Here is a 23,847-nt window from a genome sequence, read left to right on the forward strand (position 1 = left end):
GGAGACGACCCGGTGAGGACGCTCCTAAATCCGCTGTGTGCCCACGAGCTTCCGATAATTCGTGTCACTAACAGCACCAAGCTCACCAAATCGCTTCTAATAGGAGGAAGCAAGGCGCTGTAGAGGGTTTTTGGGTGCCTTCTTAAGCTACTGCTCGTGGGCGGTGATCGTATATCCGTCCGGGTCTACGAACGCGAACGTGCGACCGAACGGTCCGTCGAACGGAGGCTGCGCTATCTCCACACCGTCGTTCTCCAGCCCGCCACACAATCCGTCGGCGTCTTCGCACTGCATCCAGAGCGCTACACCCACTCCGGGACGCTCCACGGAATCCAGGTCCACGTCCGGCTCGCGCACGGCGAACGGTATCGGCTGGCTCATGAACACGACCGCATTCGGCGGCCCCTGCGGCGACACCTCAAGACCCAATCTCTCCTCGTAGAACCGCCGCGAAGCGGCGAGATCCCACACCTGCAACCCCACGAAATCCGGTCCGACTACCCTGGCCATCTTCCTCTCCTCTCCGCAACGCTACCCGCGCCGCGCTATACTTATCAGGACACTGAGAAAATATCAGTATCCTGATAATTTACAAGGAGGTAGGTTGACGTTGAGTAAAGTGGATCTCGACTCGAGCGTCGGCTACGAGCTGAAGCGGGTGCAGCACGCGCTGCGGCTGGCGATGGACTCCGAGGTGCGCGCGCTAGGGCTCACGACGCCACAGTACGCTGCCCTGAGCGTGCTGGAGCGCGGAGAGGAGCTCTTCGGGGCGGAGCTTGCGCGCCGGTGCTTCGTGACCCCGCAGACGATGAGCGGCATCCTCTCCGGCCTGGAGTCGGCGAAGCTAATAGAGCGTCACGCCCACCCCACCCACGGTCGGATCGTGCAGGCCCACCTGACACAGAGCGGCGCGGAGTTGCTTGCCCAGGCACACGAGCGCGTTACAGCGGTGGAGGAGCGGATGGTCTCCGGTCTCTCGGGAGAGGAGCGTAAGGGGTTGTTATCTGCGCTCAAACGCTGCACCGTCGCGTTGGAGGCTGGTTAGCTACCCACCAACCGAGACAGTATCCGATCTCTTCTCTGCAGAGACACTGAAGAAACAAGGCTTGCTCTCGGGGCTTTAATCCCTAACCAGCCTGGGAGTGTGATATCGATACCGTGGGCATCCCCTCAGCCTTGAGCTTCGTAACGTCTGCCAGATGGGAGGCTCTGGAGTCCATCTCAATAGCGGTTACTTCGCCCTCGGGAGTGTAGTGGAAGACGATACCCGGAGCGACCTCCTCACCGGTGGCTTCGGCACCGGGCCGCAGCTTTATAAACAGGCTATCGGTATCTGGGTAGTAGCTAATCTCCACGCTGGCTCCTCCTCTGGCGAGTATAGCCCTCATCGAAGAAAGCGTTGAAAAGACCCGTACCATCTTCGGTGACGATCACTCGCAGATAGTAAGCGTATCCCTCTGGACGACCGTAATAACGCCAACGCCCATCAGGTTGCTGAAAACACTCTGTGTAGGCACCTCTCACTATCTGCTCACACAACTCCCTGGTGACACCTTCTCTATCAGGGTTCTCGAGCACCCGCCTGACAAAGTACGAGGTGACTTCCACATGCTAAATGTAGCCTAAGCACGGTTCTCCTTCAATGTAGCTTATGTTTGGTTATTCTGGAGAGGCTGAAAGAAAAGGGGCTATCCGCTTCACGGATAGCCCCTCGGTTGCTTACTTTGTTCGTCCGGGCTACGAGGTAGCCGCAGTCTTCGTGTTGAAGGTCAGGCCGTCCTCGCCGTCTTCGCCGCGGTCGACCTCGATCACGTCACCCTCGTTGAACTCGCCGCCGATGATGCTGCTCGAGAGCGGGTTCTCTATGTAGCGCCGGATGGCGCGGGAGAGCGGGCGCCCGCCGAACTTGGGGTCGTAGCCCTCCTCGGCCAGGAACTCCTTTGCCCGGTCCGTGACCTCGATCTGGATCTGCTGGCTCTCAAGGTGCCTGTTGAGCCTGGCGAGCATGATGTCCACGATCTGCAGCACGTCCTCCTTGGAGAGCGGCTGGAAGACGATCATGTCGTCCACCCGGTTCAGGAACTCGGGCCGGAAGGCCTGCTCCAGGGCGTTGCGGGCCCGGCGCTCCAGGTCTGCGAAGTCCGTACCCTCGCTCTGGGTAAAGCCAAACTGCCGCTCGGAGACCAGGTGCTGGCTGCCGACGTTACTGGTCATGATAATGACCGTGTTCTGGAAGCTGACCGTCCGGCCCTGGGCGTCCGTGAGCCTGCCGTCGTCCAGCACCTGTAGAAGCGTGTTGAACACGTCCGGGTGGGCCTTCTCGATCTCGTCCAAGAGGACGACGCTGTACGGCCGCCGGCGGACCTGCTCGGAGAGCTGCCCGGCCTCCTCGTAGCCGACGTAGCCCGGGGGCGCGCCGACCAGGCGGCTAACCGTGTGCTTCTCCTGGTACTCGCTCATGTCCAGCCGGATCATGGCGTCCTCCTCGCCGAAGAGGTAGCTGGCGAGAGTCCGGGCGAGCTCGGTCTTACCCACGCCGGTCGGACCGAGGAAGATAAAGCTCCCCACCGGACGGTTCGGGTCCTTGATACCGGCCCGCGAGCGCCGAATGGCCTCGGCGACGGACTCCACGGCCCTGTCCTGACCGATAACCCGCTCGTGCAGCACGCCTTCCAGGTTCATCAGCCGCTCGGCTTCTTCCTGGACTATGTTCGTGGCCGGCACGCCGGTCCACTCCTCCAGGATGGAGGCGATGTCCTCGCGCTCCACGCACGGCGCGTTTGTCTCGCGCTGACCGGCCCAGCCCTGCTCATGCTCCTCTAGCTCGACCTTGAGCTGCTCGACGCGCTGCTTGTGCCCGGCGGCCTCCTCGTAGTCCTCGCGGCGCACGGCTTCCTCTTTCTCCTTTTCGAGGTCGGCTATCTCTTCCTCTATGCGCTTTACGTCGACCGGCGGCATGGAGGACCGCATCCTGACCTCTGCGGCGGCCTCGTCGAGGAGATCTATCGCCTTGTCCGGCATGAAGCGGTCCGTGATGTAGCGGTCCGCGAGCTCGGCCGAGGCGTGGATGGCCTCGTCGGAGACGCGCACGCGGTGGTGGGCCTCGTAACGGTCGCGCAGGCCGAAGAGGATCTGGGTCGTCTCCTCAACCGTAGGCTCGTCGACCAGGACGGGCTGGAAGCGGCGCTCGAGCGCCGGGTCCTTCTCTATGTTCTTGCGGTACTCGTCCAGCGTGGTGGCGCCGACGACCTGGAGATCGCCCCTGGCGAGAGCGGGCTTTATGAGGTTCGAGGCGTTTACCGCGCCCTCTGCGCCGCCCGCGCCGACGATGGTGTGCAGCTCGTCGATGAACAGGATGATGTTGCGCTCCTCGGCCTGTATCTCGGCGAGCATCTGCTGCATCCGCTCCTCGAACTCGCCCCGGAACTTGGTCCCGGCCACGAGGTCGCCGACGGCCAGGGACAGCACCCGCTTGCCCTTGAGGGACTCGGGCACGTCCTCGCCGACGACGCGCTGGGCCAGACCCTCGGCCACGGCGGTCTTGCCGACGCCGGCCTCGCCGATGAGCACGGGGTTGTTCTTGGTACGGCGGGAGAGGATACGGATGACGCGCGCTATCTCTTCGGCGCGGCCGATAACCGGGTCGAGCTCGCCGTTATTGGCGCGCTCGGTGAGGTCGGTGCTGACCTGATCCAGGGTCGGCGTCCGGCTCTGACCGCCGTCACCCTGCTGGCCGCCCATGCCGCCTGCTGCGCCGAACCCGGGCTGCTGGCCGCCGGGGAAACCGCCGGTACCGCCCATGCCGCCGGGGCCCATGCCACCGGCTCCCGCGCCGCCGCGCTCCTGCGAGAGGCGGGCGATCTCGCGCTGTATAGCCTCGGCGTCGTTGGCGCCGAACTGCGACAGCACCCTGTACGCGTTGCCGTCGCCCTCGCCGAGCAGCCCGAGCAACAGATGCTCGGTGCCGACGCCCTGGGAGCCCATCTGACGCGCCGCCCCGAACGAGAGCTGGAGGCCGCGCTTGGCACTCGGCGTAAACGTGTACAGCTCGTCGCCGGGCTCGCCGCGGAACTCCTGGAACCGGCTCTGAAGCCCGTCCACGTTCGCCCCGGCGCGCCGCAGGGCCTGGGTCGCCACGTTGTCCCCGGTCACGATCCCGGCGAGGAGGTGATCCGTACCGATTGCCGCCGTCCGGGTCGTACCGGCCGACGCCTCGCGGGCCCGCATCACGGCCTCCCGCGCCTCGTCGTTCAGCGCGTCCAGAACCCCGCCAGAGCTCTGGCTCTGCTGCTGCACGAGGTTCTGGAGCATCTCGAACGGACTACCGCCGCCGGAGCCGCCCCCCGAACCACCGATCATGCCCAACTGCCGGGCGCACTGCTGGCACAGATAAGCCTGCGCGCGCTGATCGCCCTGCTGCCGGAAGACCTGTACGCTCGCCGGCCGTATACCACAATTCTCGCAAACCATTAAGGCTAACGCCTCCTCCTGATATAAAAACCTAAGTCCGTAACGCTCATATTTTATAACCATTCGGGGGAAGATCAAGCGCGGCTTCCGTTACACTTTTCGGCTCTACCCTACCCCAGGCAGAGGAGTTTCAGACCGGCGCGTGTACCTATACGAGGTTTTAAGCGGCCGGCGGTGAGCACCGGTTCGACGGCGCTCCTTGGGGGCAGAGGAACGACATTTTTACACGGTCGCCAACCTCTACTCTCCGATCGAAGTCCCGCCAGAAGATTGGTATGGTCGATAGGTAGGGCGGGAAAGGGGATAGATTCCGACTCTCCCGCCTTACCTACCGGACTCCACGCACCCGGCGCCGTTCCTGCTTAATACACGGCTCGCGTGGTACACAGGCGGGAGAGTCGAGCGTTCTGGTAGGAGAGGAGCTGCATGATGGAGGAGCGAGGTCTGGTAGGCATAGAGGCCCGGGATGCGGGGGGCGAGGAGCTCGGGCGCATCTCGGAGGTCGTTACCGACAAGAGGAGTGGCGAGGTAACGCACGTGATGGTCGAGCGCGATGAGGAGAGCTTCGAGGTGCCTATCGCGCGGCTGGTTCTGGACCCGGAGGCGGACTTCGCCACGGTAGACGCCGAGGCCCCGGACGAGGAGCCCGGCGACCACGCGGGGGAGGAGATCGAGCCGGAAGGCTACGCCCCGTCGGAAGCGCCGCCCGGCGTGGACGACGAGCGGCACGAGGGACAGCTAGTTACTGAGCCGGACGATCCCTCCGAGGCGGAGAGGCCGGAGGAGCTCGCCCGGGAGTCCAGGGAGGCGGACGGCTGGGAAGACGAGGAGTCCACCCCGGCCGACTCGGGCTACCCGCGCACCGACGCGTACATAGACCCGGACACCGGCGAGACCACCGAAGCCTACGCCGAAGCAACGGATGCCGCGGACGCCCGGGGTCTGGAGGAGGCGGTGGCCGGGGTGCTGGAAGACACCGGGCTCCAGGCCGTCTCGATCTCGGACGGTGTCGTGGAGCTCGCGGGAAACGCCCCGGACGGCGCGGAGCTCGACCGTGTGGCGGCCGGGGTCACGGCCCTCGAAGAGGTCTTCGAGGTGGATACCAGCGGGGTGAAGGTAGGGTAACGGTGGGCTGACGGAGCCCCGGACCGGGAACGTCCGCCACACGGAGCGCCCTACGGTCCTGGATGGCCGGCGGCGGAGCAATTATAAGATCGTAGGCTCGGACGGCCCCGGGTGAGGTGCTCCGGGGCGTGACCGGCGTTCTCCGCTTCTCTCCGCCTCTCGTCGCCTCCATGCTGGATGGTCCGGCGGGCTAACCCTCTCCGTGGCGGACGACGGTACGAAGCTCCAGACCGCCGCGCACCTTCTGGGTGAGATCCACGGTCATCCCCCGGGGCTCGCAGGCGGCCACCAGGTCTTCGAGCATGGTCGCGGCGAGGTCTTCGGCGAACGCTCCCTTATCCCGGAAGCCCCAGAGGTAGAGCTTGAGCGCCTTGGATTCCAGCAGGCGTCCGGCGGGCCGATAGCTCAGCCTGAGCACGTAGAAGTCGGGCTGGCCCGTCACCGGGCAGAACGCCGTCAGTTCATCGGTAGAGAACTCGACGACGGCGTCCGAGCCGGGATGATTCCAGGGCACGGTATCGAGTTGCCCGGCCTCTATGGGGCCTCGCGCGTCGCTACCTAACACTCGTCCTCCGGCGTCGCCTCCGGTAGTGTCTTCGGCGGTACCTCCGGCGGCACCCCCGCCACTTTCCGCCCCGACATTTTCGTCCCGCCACATAGAAGCCCTCCGGCAGATAGACAGATGGTGTCATGCGATCCACATAGTGTTAAGGTTCGCTCGTTCCCGCACATTATCTCACCGTAGCGGGGTGTATAGGCGGGATTACCGGGGGGTGATGGTAGATAAGAACGGGAGCAAGAGCGGAAGATGCCGGCGTAGTCTCTTGCTCTGGGTTTACTATTACTTCTCGCCGGGCATTCTGACTTTATAGTAGACTCGTAGAAACCAAAAGGAGGCAATATTGAGTGCGAGCAAGATAGTTTACATGGTGGCCACGCTGATATCCATCCTGATCTCCATATCGCTGTATCGTGCGGAGAGGCGGGATCTCGGGATCTTCGTCGGCCTGTGGGCCCCGACCATCCTGAACCTCGGCCAGACCCTGGTAGACGAGGAGCGGCGCTAGCCGGAGTACGGTAACGGGGCGGCTAGCCCCGTCCAAACTCGCGGAGGAGCTCCGCGAGCGAAATACGCTTCATTATCGGACGGCCGTGCGGGCAGACCATCGGGAACTCGCAGGCCGTCCACTCTTTTATCAGGAGATCCATCTCCTCCCCGGATAGCCGCTCCCCGAACTTGGTAGAACCCTTGCACGCCAGGGCCTTAGCGAGGTCCTCGCCGCCCGCGAGCGCCTCCAGCGCCGCCTGAAACGCCCTTCCGGGCTCCGTGGCCTCCTGCGGGGCCGCCGACAGCCGCACCGTGGTCTCCCCGAAAGGCTCGAACTCGAACCCCAGCGAGTACAGCTCCGCCTCATGGGACCAGGCCTCCGGCGCGAGCTCCGGCGGCAGGCTCACGGCAAGTGGCTCGGGCAGCCGTTCCGGGCTGCGGCGGGGCTCCGCCGAGAGCCGCTCGTACAGGACTCGCTCGTGGACGCCATGCTGGTCCAGCAGCAATAGCTCTTCGCCGTGCTGGGCGAGGATGACGCGGCCCGAGAACTGGCCGATGGCCGAGATGCCGGTATCAGCCGCTTCCTCGTCCGGCGCTGGCCGGCCCTCCTGCTGCAACGAGAGCGCGGCGCGGATGGCCCCGACTACCAGCGGGTAGGCGGAGCGCCCGCCTCTCAGCCGAACCGAACTCTTCGCCGGATGGACGTTCACGTCCACCTCGGCCGGGCCGGGGTCCAGCCGGAGGAAGGCAGCCGGGTGGCGTCCCTTCGGGAGCAGGTCGGCGTAGGCTCGGGCGACCGCCGGGGCGAAGTCGTCGGCTTCCACCCGGCGGCCGTTTACCGTCACGTGCAGGTAGCGGCGCGTCGGAAAGCTACTGGAGAGGGGTGAGATCAGGCCTCCAACCACCGGGTCGTCTAGCGGTATCAGGGCCTTCGCCAGAGGCAGCCCGTGTACCTGGGCGACGCGCTCGCGCAGCGCCTCGTGCCCCTCCCCCCTGGCGGGCGGCAGTGCGAGCACCCCGCGCCCCTCGGAGCGGAGCCAGAACCCGACCTCCGGGCGCGATAGCGCGAGCGACTGCACCGCGAGGGCGATGGCGTTCGCCTCCGAGCGCGGCGTCCCGAGAAACCCGCGCCTGAGAGGGAGGTTCAGGAACAGGTCACGGACCTCGACGGTGGTACCCGGAGTGCGCGCCGCGGGCGTCACCCCGTCCGGGCTCCCCGCGAGCACCCCGACCCGGAACCCGGTACCATTATCCCGGCGGGCGGTCGTAAGGGTCATGGCCGACACGGCCCCGATGGCGTAGAGCGCCTCTCCTCGGAAGCCTAAAGAGTAAAGCCGGGAGAGATCTTCGCCCGTGCGGATCTTGCTCGTGGCGTGCCGGGTAACCGCGAGCGCGGCGTCCTCCTCGAACATCCCCACGCCGTCGTCGTGGACCCGGATCACGTCCGTCCCGCCGCCGGCTATCTCGACCTCGACCCGCGAGGCCCCGGCGTCCAGGGAGTTCTCCACGAGCTCCTTTACCGCCGCGGCGGGACGCTCTATCACCTCCCCGGCAGCTATCCCGCGCGCCACCTCTTCATCGAGCACCCGGACCCGGCCGGCCTCGTCCGTCCCACCGTATCTATCACTGCCGTACCCGGCGCTCTCTTCCCGTATTCGGTAGCCCACGGTCTGTATCATGCGGCCATTCTGTCACGCCGGTTATCCGGCGCGCCACCCGTTACGGCGGAGCCCGGGACGAACAGCCGGTACAATCTGACGATTCCGGCTTGAGAAGTTATGGAGCCGTGAAGCGTTATAGAGAGCATTGGCGGAGGTTTTCGGGTGGCTTACTGGTTTTTCGCACTCTTCGCGGTCGTGGGCGGCGTCGCGCTGGCCATACAGTCCGGCGTGAACTCGACGCTGGGAAAGTACCTGCCACATCCCGTCTACGCCGTCGCGATCTCCTTCGCCATCGGCACGGCGGTGGCCCTCGTCTACGCCGCCGCCGCGAGGGCGGGGATGCCGGATCTCGCGGCCCTGAGCAAGGCTCCCTGGTGGGTGTGGACCGGCGGCGTGCTCGGCGTGGTGTACGTGATGGGCACGGTGGTCGTCGCCCCGAGGCTCGGCGCCGCCGCGCTGATGGGCCTCCTGATGGGAGGGCTGCTCGTGACCTCGCTCGTGCTGGACCACTTCGGGCTCGTCGGCCTACCTATAAAGGAGGTAAACGCCGTGAGGATCACCGGCGCGGCGCTGCTGGTGGTCGGAGCGGTGCTCATTCAGCGTACCTAAGACGGGCGTGGCAAGGCTGAATCAGCCCGCGAAGTTCTGCACGCCCTCGGCCTCCAGGCGGGAGAGGATCTCGCCCGCCCGGTCGGTGACGCTGCGCGGCAGTCCCGCTAGCCGCGCCACGTGGACGCCGTAGGACGAGGACTCCGCGCCAGGCTCGATGCGGTGCAAAAATACGATCTCCTCTCCCACCTCCTCGACGGCGGCCTTGTAGTTTCGGCTTCCGGGGAGGGTGTCCGCGAGCCGGGTAAGCTCGTGGTAGTGGGTGGCGAAAAAGGTTAGCGACTGCACGTCGTCGTGCAGGTACTCGGCTATCGCCCAGGCCAGGCTCATGCCGTCGTAGGTCGAGGTTCCGCGCCCGAGCTCATCCAGTATTACCAGGCTGCGCTCGGTGGCCGCGTTCAGGATGCCCGCCGCCTCGTTCATCTCGACCATGAACGTGGACTCCCCGCTCGCAAGCCGATCCTCCGCTCCGACGCGGGTGAAGATGCGGTCCACGACCCCGATCCGCGCCTCTTCGGCGGGCACGTAGGAGCCGGTCTGGGCGAGCAGCGTTATGAGGGCGACCTGGCGCAGGTACACGGACTTCCCGGCCATGTTCGGGCCGGTCAGGACCTGGAGCCGCGTCTCGCCCTCTATGGCCGTGTCGTTGGGTACGAATGGCTCGGTAAGGCCGTGCTCCACGACCGGGTGCCGCCCGGCGGTTACGTTGATGCCGCGTTCCGGGACGACCTCGGGCCGACAGTAGCGCAGCTCCGCGGCGGTGGCGGCGAAGGAGGCTACGACATCCACCACCGCCACGGCGCGTGCTATGCGTTGTAGCTGCGGCGCGGCCTCTTTCACGGCGGCCCTTATCTCCCCGAGTATCCGCCGCTCCAGCGCCTCGACCTCCTCGCGGGCGCCGAGCATCTTCGACTCGTGCTCCTTGAGCGCCGTGGTTACGTAGCGGGCGGCGTTCTTGAGGGCCTTGCGGTGCTCGTAGTGGTCGGGGACCGCCCCGCCGTCGCGTCCGGGAATCTCTATAAAGTAGCCCTCGCCGTCACGGTAGCCGACCTTAAGACCTTTTAATCCGGTCTTCAGACGCTCCTCGGACTCGAAGCGGGAGAGCCACTCGTGGGCCGTGTCACGGAACCCGCGGGCCTCGTCGAGCTCAGAGGAGTATCCGGCGCGGATGATCTCCCCCTCCTCCTCGCTTATGGCCTGCCCGATGAGCTCTCTCACACCCTCGGGCTCTCCCATCGCCCCGAGGGATCCGTTCAAAAGACCGCTCTTCTCGGACGCCGGCGCGAGCGTCTCCTGCAGGGGCCCGACGGCTTCGAGCGCCTTGCGCAGGGAGATCAGGTCGTTCGGCGAGGCCGAGAGCCGCACGATCCGGGTTGCGATGCGCTCGATGTCCGGGATGCGTCCGAGAAGCTCGCGGGTCTCCTCGCGCAGCATGTAGTCGCCGTGGAGCGCGTCCACCGCCGAAAGCCGTTGCTCGACGTGATCCACCTGTAGCAGCGGCCGCTCCAGCCAGCGCGAGAGCGCCCGCTTACCCATCGGGGTGCGGGTCCGGTCCAGCGTGGAGACAAGGTCTTCGAGGCCGAGGTTGCGCCGCGTGGCCGCGTCGAGCACCATCCCCGAGCCCGGGTCGTAGGGCCTGAACCCGACCACCTGCTCGGGCGGGCTCCCGCCGCGTAGCGAGGCCAGATACTGCAAAAGGGCTCCGGCGGCCCCGACTAGCGCGGGAGCGTCCTCCAGCCCGTAGCCCTTGAGGCTCGTCACGCCGAAGTGCCGTCTCACGGTCTGCTCCCCGGCCGAGGGCTCGAAGGTCCAGCGCGGCGCGGGGCTGATCCTGGCGCGCACGGACGGCAGGTCCTCGGCCAGGGTGCGCTCGGGGACCACGATCTCGCGCGGCGACCAGCGTTCGAGCTCGGCGGGCAGGTCCTCCTCGGCGACCTCGGTGCCGGTAAACTCCCCCGTCGAGGCCTCCGCGACCGCCACCCCGGCGGCCCCGTCACGGACGGAGACGGCGACGATGTAGTTGGACTCCCCGGCGTGCAACACGCCGTCCTCTATGACGGTGCCCGGAGTGAGGATCTGATCTATATCCCGCGTGAACTGCTTTGGCTTCGTCGGGTGCGGCCGTTGCCCGGCGACCGCCACCGAGTGACCCTTGCGCAAGAGCGTGGCGACGTGCTCGTCTAGCGCGTGCTGCGGCACCCCGGCGAGCGGCACCCGGCCCGCCCCCGACGCCTCCTTGGAGGTGAGGCGGATGGACAGCTCGCGCGCGACCTTCTTGGCATCCTCCTCGAAGGTCTCGAAGAAGGTGCCGACCTGGTAGAAGAGCACTGTCTCCGGCGGAATTTGAGCCTTGAGCTCGGCGTAGCGTCCCAGCATGAGCCTATTCTACGGCGCGACCCCGGAGCCGTCAGCCCCGAAAACCCCGGTCCCCGGTTCGCCGGGCCACCTGACGGGCTACCCGCCACGGGCTGCTAGACTTACCGGCATGTCACGAGGAGCGGGGTCAGAGTCGGAGGTAAGGGATCGCCAGAGGTCGGAGTGGGCGGCGGTCGCCCCCGGCTGGCGGCGCAACCGGGAGAAGCTCGGCGTCACCATGAGCCCGATCACCGAGCGGCTCCTGAAGCTCTCCGGTGTGAAACGCGGGGATCACGTCCTGGACATGGCCTGCGGCACCGGAGACCCGGCGTTCACCCTCGCCGAGGCGGTCGGCCCGGAGGGCTCCGTGCTCGGCCTGGACCTCTCCGAAGCGATGGTAGAGGCGGCCAGGTTCTGGGCGGAGAGCCAGGGCGTGGAGAACGTCGAGTTCCGGCTGATAAACAGCGAGCTCGCGCCGGGCGTGGAGCCCCGGAGCTTCGACGCCGCGACCTGCCGCCACGGTCTACAGTTCATGCCCGACCCGATGGCCGCGCTCCAGGAGCTGAGCCAGGCGGTAAAGACGGGCGGCCGGGTGGCGGCGAGCACCTGGACCACGCCGGACCGCAACCCGAACTTCACCCTGCCAAAAGAGATAATCTCCCGCCACGCCGAGCTCCCGGCGGAGGATCCACACGCCCCCGGTCTCTTCGCCATCCCCACACCCGGGGACCTGGAGCTCCTCTTCGAGACAGCCGGTCTCACGGGGATACGCACCGAGGTCTTCCCGACCCCCATAGCCCGCGCCGACAGCGCCGAGTCCTACTGGCGCAGCATAGAGACCGTCGCGGGCCCGCTCGTCGCGCTCCTGAGCTCGCTCACCGAGGAGCAGCGCCAGGCCATCCGCGAGGACGCCATGCGCACCTTGAGAGAGATGTTCCCCGACGGCCCGGTAGAGATAGACGGAGAAGCGGTCGCCGCCGTGGGGATGACCCCAGGCTAAACTTATCGTGGCCTACTTTGGACAAGTGCCCGGCTATCCGCCAGGTTTCCTGTTCGAGAACCGCGCCGAGCTCGCCGACGCAGGCGTACACCGTCACCCACAAGCCGGTATCTGCGGCAGCCAGTATGAGGGAGCCGAGTCTGTAGTCCTATCCGGAGGCTATGAGGACGACGCCGACGAGCGGGATGAAATTCTCTACACTGGTCATGGTGGCCGGAACGAGCAAACCGGCAGACAGATATCGGATCAGCCATTCTCACGAGGCAACCGGGCACTAGCCTACAGTAAGCAGCATGGGCTTCCGGTGCGCGTCATCCGCGGTTCCCGACACGATCATCCAGATTCACCACCCACCGGCTACAGATACGACGGTCTATACCGGGTAGACGACTTCTGGCGTGAAACCGGCAGCTCTGGCTTCCAAGTCTGGCGTTTTAAGCTCCTCAAGCTTCCCGAAAAGCGAGGTTTTGAGGAGGTAATCTCTGAGCCCTCTGCGGCATACCTCCCTGCGCCACGGCGGGAGACGACAACCTCGCGTATGGTACGAGACGCAGGCAAAGCCGAGACTGTAAAACGGATCTACGGCTATCGCTGCCAGATGTGCGGCGAGAGCCTCTTGTGCCTTGCGGGACCCTATGCCGAGGCCGCTCACATACGCCCTCTGGGCGCGCCTCACAATGGTCCCGACGACCTGGATAATCTTCTGTGCCTGTGCCCAAATCATCACGTACTTTTCGACAATGGCGGGGTGGCCATAGCCGAGGACCTCTCGCTCTTGGTAGGAGATACGATAGAGGGTAAGCTATTCACGAAACCGGGATATGGGCCTTCCACCTATCACCTCCGCTACCATCGCAGACTCCGAAGTCGCGGGAGGTATTGAATATTAAATACAGATCGTAGAGAGCACCTCGGAGGTAGTGCCGTCGGTGGCTCCTTCAGACCATGCGGCGTACAACCAGAAGCCGTCCTCTGCGTAACGTGCAGGTAGCCCCCGCACGTCCCGGTTGTCCAGGAAGGGAGCCCGGTGAACGAAGAACCCTCACGTACAGGCGTCGGCGAAAGCCGCAAAGGCCGCAGCAGGGAACTCGTCGAGCTTGCGGTCATCTTTTGCATAGCTTTCGTCGTAGTCTTCGGGGTCGTCCGTCCCGCCGTGGCCGCCCCGTACAAGATCCCCACTCCGAGCATGGAGCCCACCCTGCGGGTACACGACCGCCTGCTGGCGAACAAGTTTGTCTACAACTTCTCCGACGCCGAGCCGGAGCGCGGGGATGTCGTGGTGTTCGAGTCCGTGGAGAACCCCGGCAAGGACCTCGTAAAACGGGTGGTTGGCCTACCCGGGGACACGGTCGGCCTGGAAGGCGGCGTCCTGTCGGTGAACGGCGAGCAGCGGGAGGAGCCGTACCTCCACCGCAACCCCTGCGTGGCCTACAAGCCGAAGACGTGCTCGTTCGGGCCGGTCGAGGTGCCTGCGGACCACGTCTTCGTAATGGGCGACAACCGGGCAGAGTCCCACGACTCCCGGTTCTTCGGGCCCGTACCGGATGGAAACCTCATAGGCGAGCCTTTCGTGAGGTTCTGGCCGCCGGGCCGGGTAGGGGCACCATAAAGCACCATGATAAGCGCCGCGAAGGGCGGCTACCGGCAGGAGAAGGAAGAGCTATGCTGCGCAGGAGGCGGGGCCGGGGGCTTCGTGAGGGCGCATCCGGCTATCAGCTCCCTGGTAGCTCCCAGACCCCAGACGCGCCGTGTACAGCCGGAGCGGCCCGGAGCAGGCTCGGAAGGTAACGGCCGGCGGCTGCGGGGACGAGTAGACCGCCTCCCGACTCTACCAGGGAGTATCCGGCCCGAAGAAACGCTCGACCTCGGACAGCGAGTCGGTCCTGGGGGCCGGGGGGAGGCTGTGCAGGATGGCGCCCGCCCAGTTCTTGTGGTTGAGGCGGGGGTCGAGGAGCGCGATCACGCCGCGGTCGGTCGCGGTTCTGAGCAGCCGGCCCGAGCCCTGGCGCATGGCCACCTGGGCCTTCGGCAGGGAGACCTCCCGGAACCAGCTCTTGCCGGCCTTGCGCGTTAGCGCGGCTATTACGGGATCGTCCGGCGGCGGGAACGGTACCTTGTCTATGACGACGAGCGAGAGCGCCTCGCCCGGCACGTCCACCCCCTCCCAGAAGGTGCGGGTGCCGACGAGCACCGCGCCCTCGGTCTGCCGCAGCCACTCTACCAGGCGCGACGGCGAGTCCTCGCCCTGGTAGCGAACCGGATGCTCCGTGTGGAACGAGTCCTGGAATGCGCGCACGGCGCGGCCGGTCGAGAGCAGCACGAGAGCCCGCCCGCCGGAGATCCGCACCAGCTCCTCGGCCCGCCGGATGGCCGACTCCGTGTATGAGGCGTCGGAGGAGCCGTCCGGGGTGGTGTAGAGCAGACACCGGCTCTCGTAGTCGAAGATCTCCGGCCCCGAGAGCTCTCGCACCGCGCGGTCCTCAACCGACCCCTCCTCGAGCCCGAGCCTGCGCCGCGGGTAGTCGAAGGAGCGGCCCGATACACGGCCGCCGCTGCCACTGGTGGCGAGGGTTGCCGAGGCCAGCACCACGCCGCCGTCCCCGAAGAGGGGGAGCACCTCGTCGCGGAAGACGTCGGCGGTCTCCACGAGCCAGCTCCGCAGCTCCGGGTATGGCTTGAAGTTCCGGTCTCCGCCCTTCTTACCGCTCCGGCCCGGCACGACGGCGTGGGCGTGGGTGGCGGCCCGGCTCTCGTAGTCCTCGTAGAAGCTCGCCAGATCCCGGCGCAGCCGCCCGACCATGCCCTGCAGATTGTTTGCTTCCTCTGAAGGGTCGTTCGCGAGCGCGGTCCTCGTCGCCGAGAGGCCGGAGACGAGCGTCCCGTAGCCGCGCGGGGCCTCGCTCTCCTCGCCCAGCTTCTGATTCTCCGAGAGGTCCGAGAAGAAGAGGTCGGCGGCGGAGAGGAGCCGGTCGGAGTGCCCGGCGGCGGAGGCGGATTTCTTGGCGGCCTGGCGGGCGACGTAGCGGATGCGGGGATAGGTGACGCGGGCGCCGAAGGCGGAGGACATGATCTCCTCTATCCGGTGCGCCTCGTCCAGCACCAGATGACGCCCATCCGTGTCGAAGATACCGCCGGCGGAGGCCGCGTTCGCCAGGAGCAGCGCGTGGTTCACCACCAGCACATCGGCCTCGGCGGCGCGGTCGCGGTGGGCGTAGTAGAAGCAGCTTTCCCGGAAGCGGCAGCTCTTCGGGGCGCAGTCCTCCCCGTCCGAGGCGACCTCCAGCCAGGTCCCCGCCGGTACCGGGAACGGCAGATCCTCCCGGTCCCCGGTCTCGGTCTCGTAGCGCCAGCCGTCTATGCACTCCAGCGCCGTCTCGTCCAGCCCCTCCTCCAGCGTGCGCTCGTCGCGCAGGGTCTCGTCGTAGCGGTTCTCGCACAGGAAGTTAGACCGGCCCTTCATCAGGGCGAAGGTAAAGCCCTCGTCCTCGGGATAGCCGCCGAGGTCGCACACGGCCTTCTTCAGCAGCGGCAGGTCCTTGGTGAGTAGCTGGTGCTGCAGCGCGATGGTCGCGGTCGAGACGACGACCTTCTTGCCGGAGAGCACGGCGGGGGCGAGGTAGCCGAGCGACTTCCCGGTGCCGGTCGGGCAGTCGGCGAGCAGCACGTCATCCCCCTCCAGGGCGCGGGCGGCCTCCACCGCGAGCCGGACCTGCTCCGGGCGACGCTCGTAGCCCTCGTCGAGCCGCGAGAGCGGGCCACCGGCGGCGAATATCTCCGCCACGGCCGGGGAGCCGTCCGGGGCCCTCTCGCGTCCTTCGTCGTGTGATCTTCTGCCACTCACCGGGACAATTGTGCGCCACTGCGGCCCAAAACCCAACCCGCAAAGCTGCGAGGCACCATGAGGTGTTCCTTTCCCGCTCGCGGCGGACACGGCGAGAATAGCGCGGACGATACGAGCAGCGTGAAGTTTGGCGCTCGCAGGAGACAGGCATAAACCCTGGGTAGAAAACGTAGGGGCGCAGGGACGCGCCAGGGGCGCGTAGCCCGCGGTGAGAAAGGGCTGGGGTAGGATGCGGCGTGCGGGAGACGAACGGCTCAGGTTATCCGAGCGGCTGACCCGGGGAGCGCCGCTGGCGGTCATCCTCGTCGGGATCGCCCTGATCGCTTACCAGTTGCTGCCGGTCCTGAAGATAGTGGCTCTTGCCATGCTCCTGGCCCTGATCTTCAGGACCGTGGTAAACGGCCTGGGACGGCTCAAGATACCGAACTGGCTGGCGGTCCTCACGCTGGTCGCGGGCATACTGGCGCTGCTGGCCTTCGTGTGGCTGGTCGTTATCCCGAGGCTCATGCACGAGATACGGTCCCTGGTCTCCGAGGGTCCGGGGTCTCTGGATGCGCTGTCGAGCTTTTTGAGCGGTCTGCCGCTGGCCCCGGGCGCGGATCAGCTCCTGCAGCGTCTGGAGTCCTTCCTGCTCGACTTTCTAGGCTCCGTGCCACAGCTCGCCGTTACCGCGGCGGAGGTGATCGGCGCGATACTCACGATGCTGATCCTCGCCGTGTACTTCGCCGCGAGCCCCGGCACCTACATCTCCGGCGGGCTGCGCCTCGTTCCCGTGGACCGGCGCGAGGCCGTCAGGGAGTTTATCGACCGGCTGGGCAAGAGGCTGCGGGGCTGGGTGCTGGGCACGGTCATGGTGGCCTCGTTCGTCGGGGTCAGCGGGGGCGTGGGCCTGTGGCTCCTCGACATTCCCCTGCCGCTGACCTTCGGCCTTATAGCAGGAATTCTGGACGTGGTACCGTTCGTCGGCTCGGTCGCCGGCGGGGCGCTCCCGGCGCTGATCGCCCTGACCATCTCGCCGGTCAAGGCTCTCCTGGTCGTCGGGCTCTTCGTCATCGTCAACCAGATAGAGGGCAACATCCTCCAGCCTCTTATAATGGGGAACGAGATCAAGGTCCCCGTGGCGGGCATACTGGTCTCTTTTCTGGCGCTCGGGCTGCTGCTCGGTCCGGTGGTCGGTGCTATCCTCGCCGTGCCGGCGGCCGTGGTCGCCAGCGTCCTGATAGACGAGCTTACCGAGAGGGAGCCTTTCCTCGGTGACGAAGATAACGAAGATAATGCAGGCAACGGAAGCACCGAAGATAGCGGAGATAAAGAAGCCGGAGCCAGAGAAAAAGCGGCCCCGTACGGAGAGTCCGGCAAAGACGGCTAGAGTCGTCTAGATGATCGGACGCGGCATACGCGCTTTCGTCTCGGGGCTGGGCGGGTTCGTCCTGGAGCTCGGTGGCGTGCTCGGCCCCGGTGTAATCCGGCAGTTCCTGCTGCGGGTGCGGGACAACGACATCCTCGGGCTCGCGGGGCAGCTCGCCTACTTCTTCTTGCTCTCCTCTTTTCCGTTTTTGATCTCCGTGGTCGCGCTCGCCGGGCTGGTGATCGGCGACCCGCAGACGGTGATCACGGGCCTGATCGAACGCGCCTCGGGGTTCCTGCCCCAGGAGGCTATCGGCATACTCTCGAACTACACCGGGCGTACGCTGGACAACACGGGCCCGGCCGTGCTCTTTTTCGGGATCGCGGGCACCCTCTGGCTCGGCTCCGCCGCGGCCATCGCCATCTCCAAGGCGGCGAACCGAGCCTACAGGGTGGACGAGAGCAGGTCGTTTTTCCGGCTGCGGGGCACCTCCATACTGCTCGCGGTCGGGTTTACCTTTCTGGTGGCTGTCCTGATCCTCTCGGTCGTGAAGGCGGAGAACTACGTGCAGGGGCTCGGCGGCGCGGCCAACGGGGAGACATTCACCTACCTGTGGACCGCCGCCCGCTGGGTGGTCGTGTTCCTGGCGGCGACCCTGGCTCTCGGCATGCTCTACTACCTGGCCCCGAACGTGCGGATACCCTTTCGCTGGGTCACGCCCGGCGGGGTCGTCGCGACCGGGCTGATGTTCGCCGCGAGCATCGTCTTCAGCTTCTACGTCTCCCGGCTCGGGAGCTACGATCAGGTCTACGGCCAGCTGGCGACGGTTATAGTGTTCATGATCTGGCTCTACACCATCGGCCTCACCGTGCTATCCGGCCTGGAGCTAAACGCCGTGCTCGCCCTCCGGGCCGAGGAACGGGAGCGCGTGACGCTGCGCCGCCCGGAGAAGTCCGGCCGGAGATCCTGAAGCTCCTATCTGATTCCTGATCCTCCGAGCTCTCGTCTCGCTCGCGTTTAGCCTGCTACGCTCTCGGGCAGTATCCGTCTCTACGACTCATATACGCCCCGTAACGTAAATTTTCTAGTCTCCTAAGGAGTTGACGTGCTCTTCGATGGCTGGCTCTCGTTGCTCCGCACGGCGATCGTCGGGATACTCGCATACGCCGCGCTGGTACTCTTCCTGCGCGTCTCGGGCAAGCGCACCCTATCCAAGATGAACGCGTTCGACCTGATCGTGACCGTAGCCTTGGGCTCTACGCTGGCGACCGTGCTGCTGTCTTCGAGCGTCTCGCTCGCCACCGGGCTCCTGGCGTTCGCGCTCCTGATCGGGCTGCAATACGCCGTTACCTGGCTATCGGTAAGATCCCCGGCCGTCCACGGCGTCGTCAAGGGCGAGCCCGCGATGCTCGTCCATAAAGGCAGTCTACTCAGGGACGCGATGCGCCGCGAGCGCGTAACGGAGGGCGAGATCCTGGCCGCCCTCCGCTCCGAGGGCGTGCCCGACCTCGCCCAGGTCGAGGCCCTCGTGCTCGAAACCGACAGCAGCTTCAGCGTACTGACCTCCCCGCCACACGCCACCGGAAACCCGCGGGACCCGGACGCCACGGGCTACAACCCCTCTACCCTGGACAGCGTCTCCCGGCGCAGAGCCCGGGAGAGCTAGGATAGCCCCGGCAACCCCGGTAACCGCAGCGACCCACGGCAACCACGATCCCGGAAAAGCCCCCGTACTAACCGGGAAAACATTTTTCGCCCGGAATGTTTGCGTTTTTGCTACACGTATGTACAATGGGACCCTAGATGCAGTTTGCATCTAGTGGACAAGAAGGCAACGGTAGACCAGTAACTTGGAGGTATCACAGTGGCCACCAGCCAGAAGATGGATCGGATAGCGAACACCACGCAGGACATGATCGAGGCCCAGCGCCGGACCTACGAGGCGATGACCGACAGCTTTATCGCGTTCCAGAAGCGGAACGTGGAGTTCTTCCAGAGCGGCAAGGACCTCGCCTCCCTGCAGGAGGATAATGCCCGCACGGCCCGCGATCTCATGGGCTCGATGGGTACCACGAACTTCATGAGCAACGGCACGCGGATCATGGAGCTCGGCCAGCGCAACGCGCAGTTCTTCCAGAACTGGCTTACCGGTGGCGTGAACTACCTGCGCAACCAGGCCGAGCACAACCAGAAGACCGCCGAGGCCTTCGCCAAGAGCGCCCGCTCCCAGCAGGAGGGCCTCCGCAAGCTGGGTGAGGACTACTTCGGTCTGTACGAGGAGGTAGCCCAGAGCTCCCGCTCCTACGCCGAGGAAGGCATGAAGAACGCCCAGCAGGCCACCCGCCAGGGACTGCAGGCCGTGCAGGAGACCGCGGAGCAGGCCGACCAGATGGCCCGCCAGGCCGCCGGCAACGGCAATGGTAACGGCGGTAACGGCGAGCTGCCGATAAGTGACTATGACAGCCTCTCCGTGAGCGAGGCCTCCCGGCGGCTCGAGGGTCTTTCCCAGGAGCAGCTCAACAAGGTCCGCTCCTACGAGAAGCAGAACAAGAACCGGGCGACCGTCGTGGAGCAGATAGACCGCAAGATCAAGTCCGCCTAGTTAACCTAGTTAATTAACCTAGTTAAAAGCGACTCTCGCAAGTTTCAGAGGGGCCGGGGCGCGAGCCCCGGCCCCTCTGCTCGTCTTATACTCTGGCCCGATGGGCGGTTCCGCTCCCATCTGGCCTTTAGAATATAGATCACATGCCCGACAAGAGCCGCGAGACAAGAGAGCACCGACACACTCCCGCGAGCGACGGAGAGCGTTATCGCGCGCTGGTGGAGGCGGACCCCGCCCCCACCTGGGTGGTGACGGGTGAGGGCGTCGTTGTCGAGGCCCACCGCTGGGAGGAGCTCGCCGCCGAAGAGCCCAGGGGGGCCCGGCTATCCGAGTATCTCGGCCTGCTGCACCCGGAGGATCGGGAGAGGATCGTTGCGCACCTGAGTGCGAGCATCTCGGCGGGCGAGGCCTTCTCGGTTGAGGGCCGTCTGTGGCATCCGGGTACAGGCGGCTACCGCAGCGTGTTCGTGCGCGGCGCGCCGGTGCCGGACCCGTCCGGCGGCGTCCGCGAGTGGGTGGGCACCGCCGACGACCTCACCGCCCGCCGGAAGGCCGAGGCCGAGCGCGAGCAGGCCCGGCACCGGCTCTCGCTGCTCGGGGAGGCGAGCCGCAGGCTGGCCTCTTCACTGGACTACGGGAGCACCCTGGATCAGGTCGCCCGCCTCGCCGTGCCCCGCTTCGCCGACCTTTGCCTCGTAGACGTCGTGACCCCGGAGCGCCCGGTCGACCGCCTGGTGGTCTCTCGCCTCGGGTCGGAACGCGAGGAGCTGGCCCAGGAGCTCGTGCGCCGCTACCAGGGAGCCGAGATACCCTCGGGCGGCCTCGCCGGGACGGTCCGCTCGGGAGCCCCCGTGCTCGTCCGCGAGGTCGGGGACTCCTGGCTCGTGGACATGGCCCGCGCCGACGGCAACCTCGAAGAGCTGTACCGGCTGGATCTCGGCTCCGTCCTGATCTCACCGCTCACCTTCCGGGGCCGCATCTTCGGCGCGCTGAGCTTCGCCACCGACCGCCTCTCGGGCCGCCGCTACGACGAGGAGGATCTCCGGCTCGCCGAGGGTCTAGCCCGCCGCGCCGCCCAGGCCATAGAGAAGGCCCGCCTCTACGACCGCCAGCGCCACGCCGCCCGGACCCTGCAAAAGAGCCTCCTCCCCCCCTCGATGCCCGAGATACCGGGCGTCGAGGCCGCAGCCCGCTACCATCCCGCGGGCGAGTCCGCCAACGCCCTCGAAGGCGAGGACTACGAGGTCGGCGGCGACTTCTACGATCTCTCCCGCACCCCGAACGGCTGGGCGGCGGTGATGGGCGACGTCATGGGCAAGGGCGTAGAGGCCGCGGCCTTCACCGCCATGACCCGCTACACCATCCGCACGGCCGCCCTACAGGGCAACGACCCGTGCAGCGTCCTGCGCATTCTGAACACCGCCATCCTGGACCAGCACGAGCAGAGCTCTGACGGCAGATTCTGCACCGTCGCCTACGCCCTGCTCAACCCTGCCGAAGACGGCGGCGTGAGCCTGGAGGTCTGCCGCGCCGGCCACCCGCCGCCCCTTATCCTGCGCAACGACACCACCGTGGAAGAGGCCGGGGTCCCCGGCCACCTCGCCGGCGCCTTCCCTGACACAAGATTCGAGACCCGGACCCTGCGCCTGGGCCCGGGAGAGTCGGCGGTCCTCTACACCGACGGCGTCACCGACGCCCGCAACCCCTCCGGCGAGCTCTTCGGAGACGCGCGGCTAAAAGACCTACTCTCCACCTGCACGGAGTTAGACGCCGAATCCACCGCCGACGCCATAGAAAACGGAGTGACGCAGTTTCAGGGCCACCAGAGCGCCCGCGATGACATTGCGATACTGGTGTTGAGGGTGATATCAGAGGCGGGTGTATAGCCAACCATCTCGGCGAGCTTTGGCCAGGCTGCACGGCTCGCATCACCATCTGCGAACAGCCTCATGGAACAGATAGGCCGCAAGATCAACAAGCCCGCCTAACTAAAAAGGCGACTACCGAGAGTTTCAGAGGGAGCCGGGGCATAAGCTTCGTTTCCCTCTCTTTACATTTTCACATTCTCACTGAGCACCATTACCAAAAATTTAGCGTTTCTCTTTAGACTAACGGAAGAACCAGAAGAGTTGGCTTCCAGAATCAGAGCCAAAATCTACTCCCGCTTTCTAGCTCGGCCTGTAGCCTTCTTCTTTTGTCTATGAGATATCTTCTAACAACTAATAAGGGTAATTCTCCTTGTGCTTCAACAATGATCTCCGCACACTTATCTCGTTTGCTAGGCGCTTATACTCACTACGAAGTTCAGGCGTAATATCATAGTTGTCGTTCCGTCCCGTAACAAGCGCCTGCCTGTGCAACTTGGCAAGAGTGCTTATGTCACTATCGCTATAGGCTATTTCCATTGCCTCATTAATTCTCAGTAACTCTCCGTACTCGTTTTCATTTGCTTTGTCACTGTCGATGTAGCGCCCAAATTCTCCGTAACTCAGACTAGAGTCAGAGGGTAATCTCTTACCTAAGTTAGATATAGCTCGTTTAAGAATCTTGGATACTTGGTGCTGAGATACACCTAACATATCTGCGATCTCTTCTAAGGAGAGGCCATCGTAGAGGTGAATTTTGAGAATGTCTCTTTGCTCTTTAGAGATTATGGAATCATCCCGAAGTGCGTGATCGAGCATTTCGCGTTCCCTGGGCGTATTTCGTGACAGCCTTGATAACTGCTCTGCTTCGCTTATCGTTTCTTCACTAACTTCAGCCTGCAAATACTGCTTTGCGTACTCAATAAATCTATCAGTCGTATATATGTGGAAGATGACCCCAGCATCCTCCTTAATCTCCTGAATTAGCTCCTTACGAACACCGATGGTTTGACCATAGGCGCGCCACCACCAGTCATCTTTAACGTCTTTGGTGATAAAAGCAATGGGCTTGCTAGTCTCTAATGCTTTATCCACCATCTGACGCCAAATTACTAGATCTCCATGACCCTCATCCTTATACCCTGGGGGCACCTGCTTCTCTGTACGGCGCTGCCCCTCCTCTTCGATCTTACTCAATTTCTCTTCGGAATAAGGTTCCCCGAGTCTGTCTCGTGCCAGATCTTCTACCTCTCTCCATATCCGGTCCTCTTGTGGAGAGTTGGAAATAGCAGGAAGCATATTCTCCCTAGTCTGTATATCGGCTATCAGCGCATTCAAAGAAGTCGACATGTTGTCCAGTAACTCCGGCGATTCGAAGGGAGCTCCTCTATGTAAATCCTCAGCACCCTCTTTTATGGAGCTTTTTGTTTCCTCTAAAGTCTCCCTGAGTTTTCTATGCTTCTCTCTAACCTCGTTAATAGTACCCATGCGGTTGTTCAGAAACTCGTAAGCAACTTGATGAGGTATCCATAGCTGATCCTGAAACCGTTGCAAGATCATTAACAGTTCGTCATGAGATTTCTTTGAATATCTGTATAGATCGAGCAGGACATTAGTATCTGGTACGAAGAGGGCGTTACGCCACAAATTTTCAAACTCATTCGTACTGAGCCGATAATGCTCTGGAAACTTATCTTGCATGATACTCCCCTAAAGTTAATATACGTATTCAACAGGAAAGATGAGTCTACTGCAAAGATTCAACTCTCTGCAGCTCGCTTGCTACTCTAGCCTTGTAGGACCTTCGGCTCGTAGCCCGAGCGCGACCGCTCGAACCTCTCAAGATCGTCCTCGTAGGTCAGCGTGAAGCCGATGTCATCCAGGCCGTTTAACAGACGTTGGCGGGTGAAACCGTCCATCTCA

21 protein-coding genes are annotated in these 23,847 nt (G+C 64.7%); 12 read left to right on the forward strand and 9 right to left on the reverse strand.

The window, feature by feature from the left end; translation table 11 throughout:
* Positions 1-147 precede the first annotated feature (147 nt).
* Positions 148-510, reverse strand: coding sequence for a VOC family protein (locus ABD53_RS03630; RefSeq protein ID WP_047864360.1), 363 nt, complete (start codon positions 508-510; stop codon positions 148-150).
* Between the two features lie 94 nt (positions 511-604).
* Here ABD53_RS03630 and ABD53_RS03635 point away from each other — a divergent pair, with 94 nt between their 5' ends.
* Positions 605-1,045, forward strand: a complete 441-nt coding sequence (locus tag ABD53_RS03635) for a MarR family winged helix-turn-helix transcriptional regulator (RefSeq protein ID WP_200900265.1) — start codon at positions 605-607, stop codon at positions 1,043-1,045.
* An 82-nt stretch (positions 1,046-1,127) separates the two neighbouring features.
* Here ABD53_RS03635 and ABD53_RS03640 read toward each other — a convergent pair whose 3' ends face one another.
* Together ABD53_RS03640 and ABD53_RS03645 are read right to left on the reverse strand one after the other, a co-directional pair.
* Entirely contained in the window at positions 1,128-1,355 is a 228-nt protein-coding gene (locus ABD53_RS03640; protein WP_053057636.1) for a DUF2283 domain-containing protein, read from the reverse strand.
* Positions 1,356-1,737: 382 nt separating this feature from the next.
* On the reverse strand, positions 1,738-4,470 hold the full coding sequence (locus ABD53_RS03645) for an ATP-dependent Clp protease ATP-binding subunit (RefSeq protein ID WP_235401287.1): 2,733 nt from the start codon (positions 4,468-4,470) through the stop codon (positions 1,738-1,740).
* Positions 4,471-4,896: 426 nt separating this feature from the next.
* Between ABD53_RS03645 and ABD53_RS03650 the strand changes: the two genes are divergently transcribed.
* Positions 4,897-5,595 carry a PRC-barrel domain-containing protein gene (locus ABD53_RS03650; protein ID WP_152670555.1) on the forward strand — a complete coding sequence of 233 codons (699 nt, stop codon included), beginning with the start codon at positions 4,897-4,899 and terminating at the stop codon, positions 5,593-5,595.
* Positions 5,596-5,785: 190 nt separating this feature from the next.
* Here the strand turns inward: ABD53_RS03650 and queF are convergent, their stop codons facing one another.
* Entirely contained in the window at positions 5,786-6,160 is a 375-nt protein-coding gene (gene queF, locus ABD53_RS03655; protein ID WP_047864475.1) for a preQ(1) synthase, read from the reverse strand.
* 337 nt (positions 6,161-6,497) lie between these two features.
* On the opposite strand from queF, the gene ABD53_RS17160 reads away from it, so the two are divergent.
* Positions 6,498-6,662 carry a hypothetical protein gene (locus tag ABD53_RS17160; protein WP_160309614.1) on the forward strand — a complete coding sequence of 55 codons (165 nt, stop codon included), beginning with the start codon at positions 6,498-6,500 and terminating at the stop codon, positions 6,660-6,662.
* Positions 6,663-6,684: 22 nt separating this feature from the next.
* Here the strand turns inward: ABD53_RS17160 and mutL are convergent, their stop codons facing one another.
* A complete protein-coding gene (gene mutL, locus ABD53_RS03660) occupies positions 6,685-8,322 on the reverse strand; it encodes a DNA mismatch repair endonuclease MutL (protein WP_053057638.1) in 1,638 nt (545 codons plus the stop codon).
* Between the two features lie 144 nt (positions 8,323-8,466).
* Between mutL and ABD53_RS03665 the strand changes: the two genes are divergently transcribed.
* Complete coding sequence (locus tag ABD53_RS03665; RefSeq protein ID WP_047864364.1) at positions 8,467-8,913, forward strand: DMT family transporter; 447 nt, start codon at positions 8,467-8,469, stop codon at positions 8,911-8,913.
* Positions 8,914-8,934: 21 nt separating this feature from the next.
* On the opposite strand, the gene mutS is transcribed toward ABD53_RS03665, so the two are convergent.
* Positions 8,935-11,289 carry a DNA mismatch repair protein MutS gene (mutS, locus tag ABD53_RS03670; RefSeq protein WP_047864477.1) on the reverse strand — a complete coding sequence of 785 codons (2,355 nt, stop codon included), beginning with the start codon at positions 11,287-11,289 and terminating at the stop codon, positions 8,935-8,937.
* On the opposite strand from mutS, the gene ABD53_RS15660 reads away from it, so the two are divergent.
* From ABD53_RS15660 to lepB, 3 genes are all read left to right on the forward strand, one after another.
* On the forward strand, positions 11,288-12,268 hold the full coding sequence (locus tag ABD53_RS15660; RefSeq protein ID WP_084709258.1) for a class I SAM-dependent methyltransferase: 981 nt from the start codon (positions 11,288-11,290) through the stop codon (positions 12,266-12,268). The genes mutS and ABD53_RS15660 overlap by 2 nt on opposite strands.
* A gap of 25 nt (positions 12,269-12,293) precedes the next feature.
* Positions 12,294-13,151, forward strand: coding sequence for a YDG/SRA domain-containing protein (locus ABD53_RS17905; RefSeq protein WP_407690101.1), 858 nt, complete (start codon positions 12,294-12,296; stop codon positions 13,149-13,151).
* 144 nt (positions 13,152-13,295) lie between these two features.
* Positions 13,296-13,877 (forward strand): signal peptidase I, encoded by a 582-nt coding sequence (lepB, locus tag ABD53_RS03680; protein ID WP_047864365.1) that lies wholly within the window; start codon positions 13,296-13,298, stop codon positions 13,875-13,877.
* Between the two features lie 219 nt (positions 13,878-14,096).
* On the opposite strand, the gene ABD53_RS03685 is transcribed toward lepB, so the two are convergent.
* Complete coding sequence (locus tag ABD53_RS03685) at positions 14,097-16,109, reverse strand: ATP-dependent DNA helicase (protein ID WP_160309615.1); 2,013 nt, start codon at positions 16,107-16,109, stop codon at positions 14,097-14,099.
* A gap of 229 nt (positions 16,110-16,338) precedes the next feature.
* On the opposite strand from ABD53_RS03685, the gene ABD53_RS03690 reads away from it, so the two are divergent.
* The 5 genes from ABD53_RS03690 to ABD53_RS03710 all read left to right on the forward strand — a co-directional run bounded on the left by ABD53_RS03690 (position 16,339) and on the right by ABD53_RS03710 (position 21,945).
* Positions 16,339-17,478 (forward strand): AI-2E family transporter, encoded by a 1,140-nt coding sequence (locus tag ABD53_RS03690; protein WP_053057641.1) that lies wholly within the window; start codon positions 16,339-16,341, stop codon positions 17,476-17,478.
* Positions 17,479-17,488: 10 nt separating this feature from the next.
* Positions 17,489-18,427 carry a YihY/virulence factor BrkB family protein gene (locus tag ABD53_RS03695; RefSeq protein ID WP_047864367.1) on the forward strand — a complete coding sequence of 313 codons (939 nt, stop codon included), beginning with the start codon at positions 17,489-17,491 and terminating at the stop codon, positions 18,425-18,427.
* Positions 18,428-18,562: 135 nt separating this feature from the next.
* Entirely contained in the window at positions 18,563-19,123 is a 561-nt protein-coding gene (locus ABD53_RS03700; RefSeq protein WP_047864368.1) for a DUF421 domain-containing protein, read from the forward strand.
* A 198-nt stretch (positions 19,124-19,321) separates the two neighbouring features.
* Positions 19,322-20,059 (forward strand): hypothetical protein, encoded by a 738-nt coding sequence (locus ABD53_RS03705; protein ID WP_047864369.1) that lies wholly within the window; start codon positions 19,322-19,324, stop codon positions 20,057-20,059.
* Between the two features lie 143 nt (positions 20,060-20,202).
* Positions 20,203-21,945, forward strand: coding sequence for a SpoIIE family protein phosphatase (locus ABD53_RS03710; RefSeq protein ID WP_084709260.1), 1,743 nt, complete (start codon positions 20,203-20,205; stop codon positions 21,943-21,945).
* Positions 21,946-22,278: 333 nt separating this feature from the next.
* Here ABD53_RS03710 and ABD53_RS03715 read toward each other — a convergent pair whose 3' ends face one another.
* Positions 22,279-23,625, reverse strand: coding sequence for a PIN domain-containing protein (locus ABD53_RS03715; RefSeq protein WP_047864371.1), 1,347 nt, complete (start codon positions 23,623-23,625; stop codon positions 22,279-22,281).
* Positions 23,626-23,711: 86 nt separating this feature from the next.
* On the reverse strand, positions 23,712-23,843 hold the full coding sequence (locus tag ABD53_RS17775; protein ID WP_268778266.1) for a hypothetical protein: 132 nt from the start codon (positions 23,841-23,843) through the stop codon (positions 23,712-23,714).
* Positions 23,844-23,847 lie beyond the last annotated feature (4 nt).

The organism is Rubrobacter aplysinae (genome assembly GCF_001029505.1).
Taxonomy (GTDB): Bacteria; Actinomycetota; Rubrobacteria; order Rubrobacterales; family Rubrobacteraceae; genus Rubrobacter_A; species Rubrobacter_A aplysinae.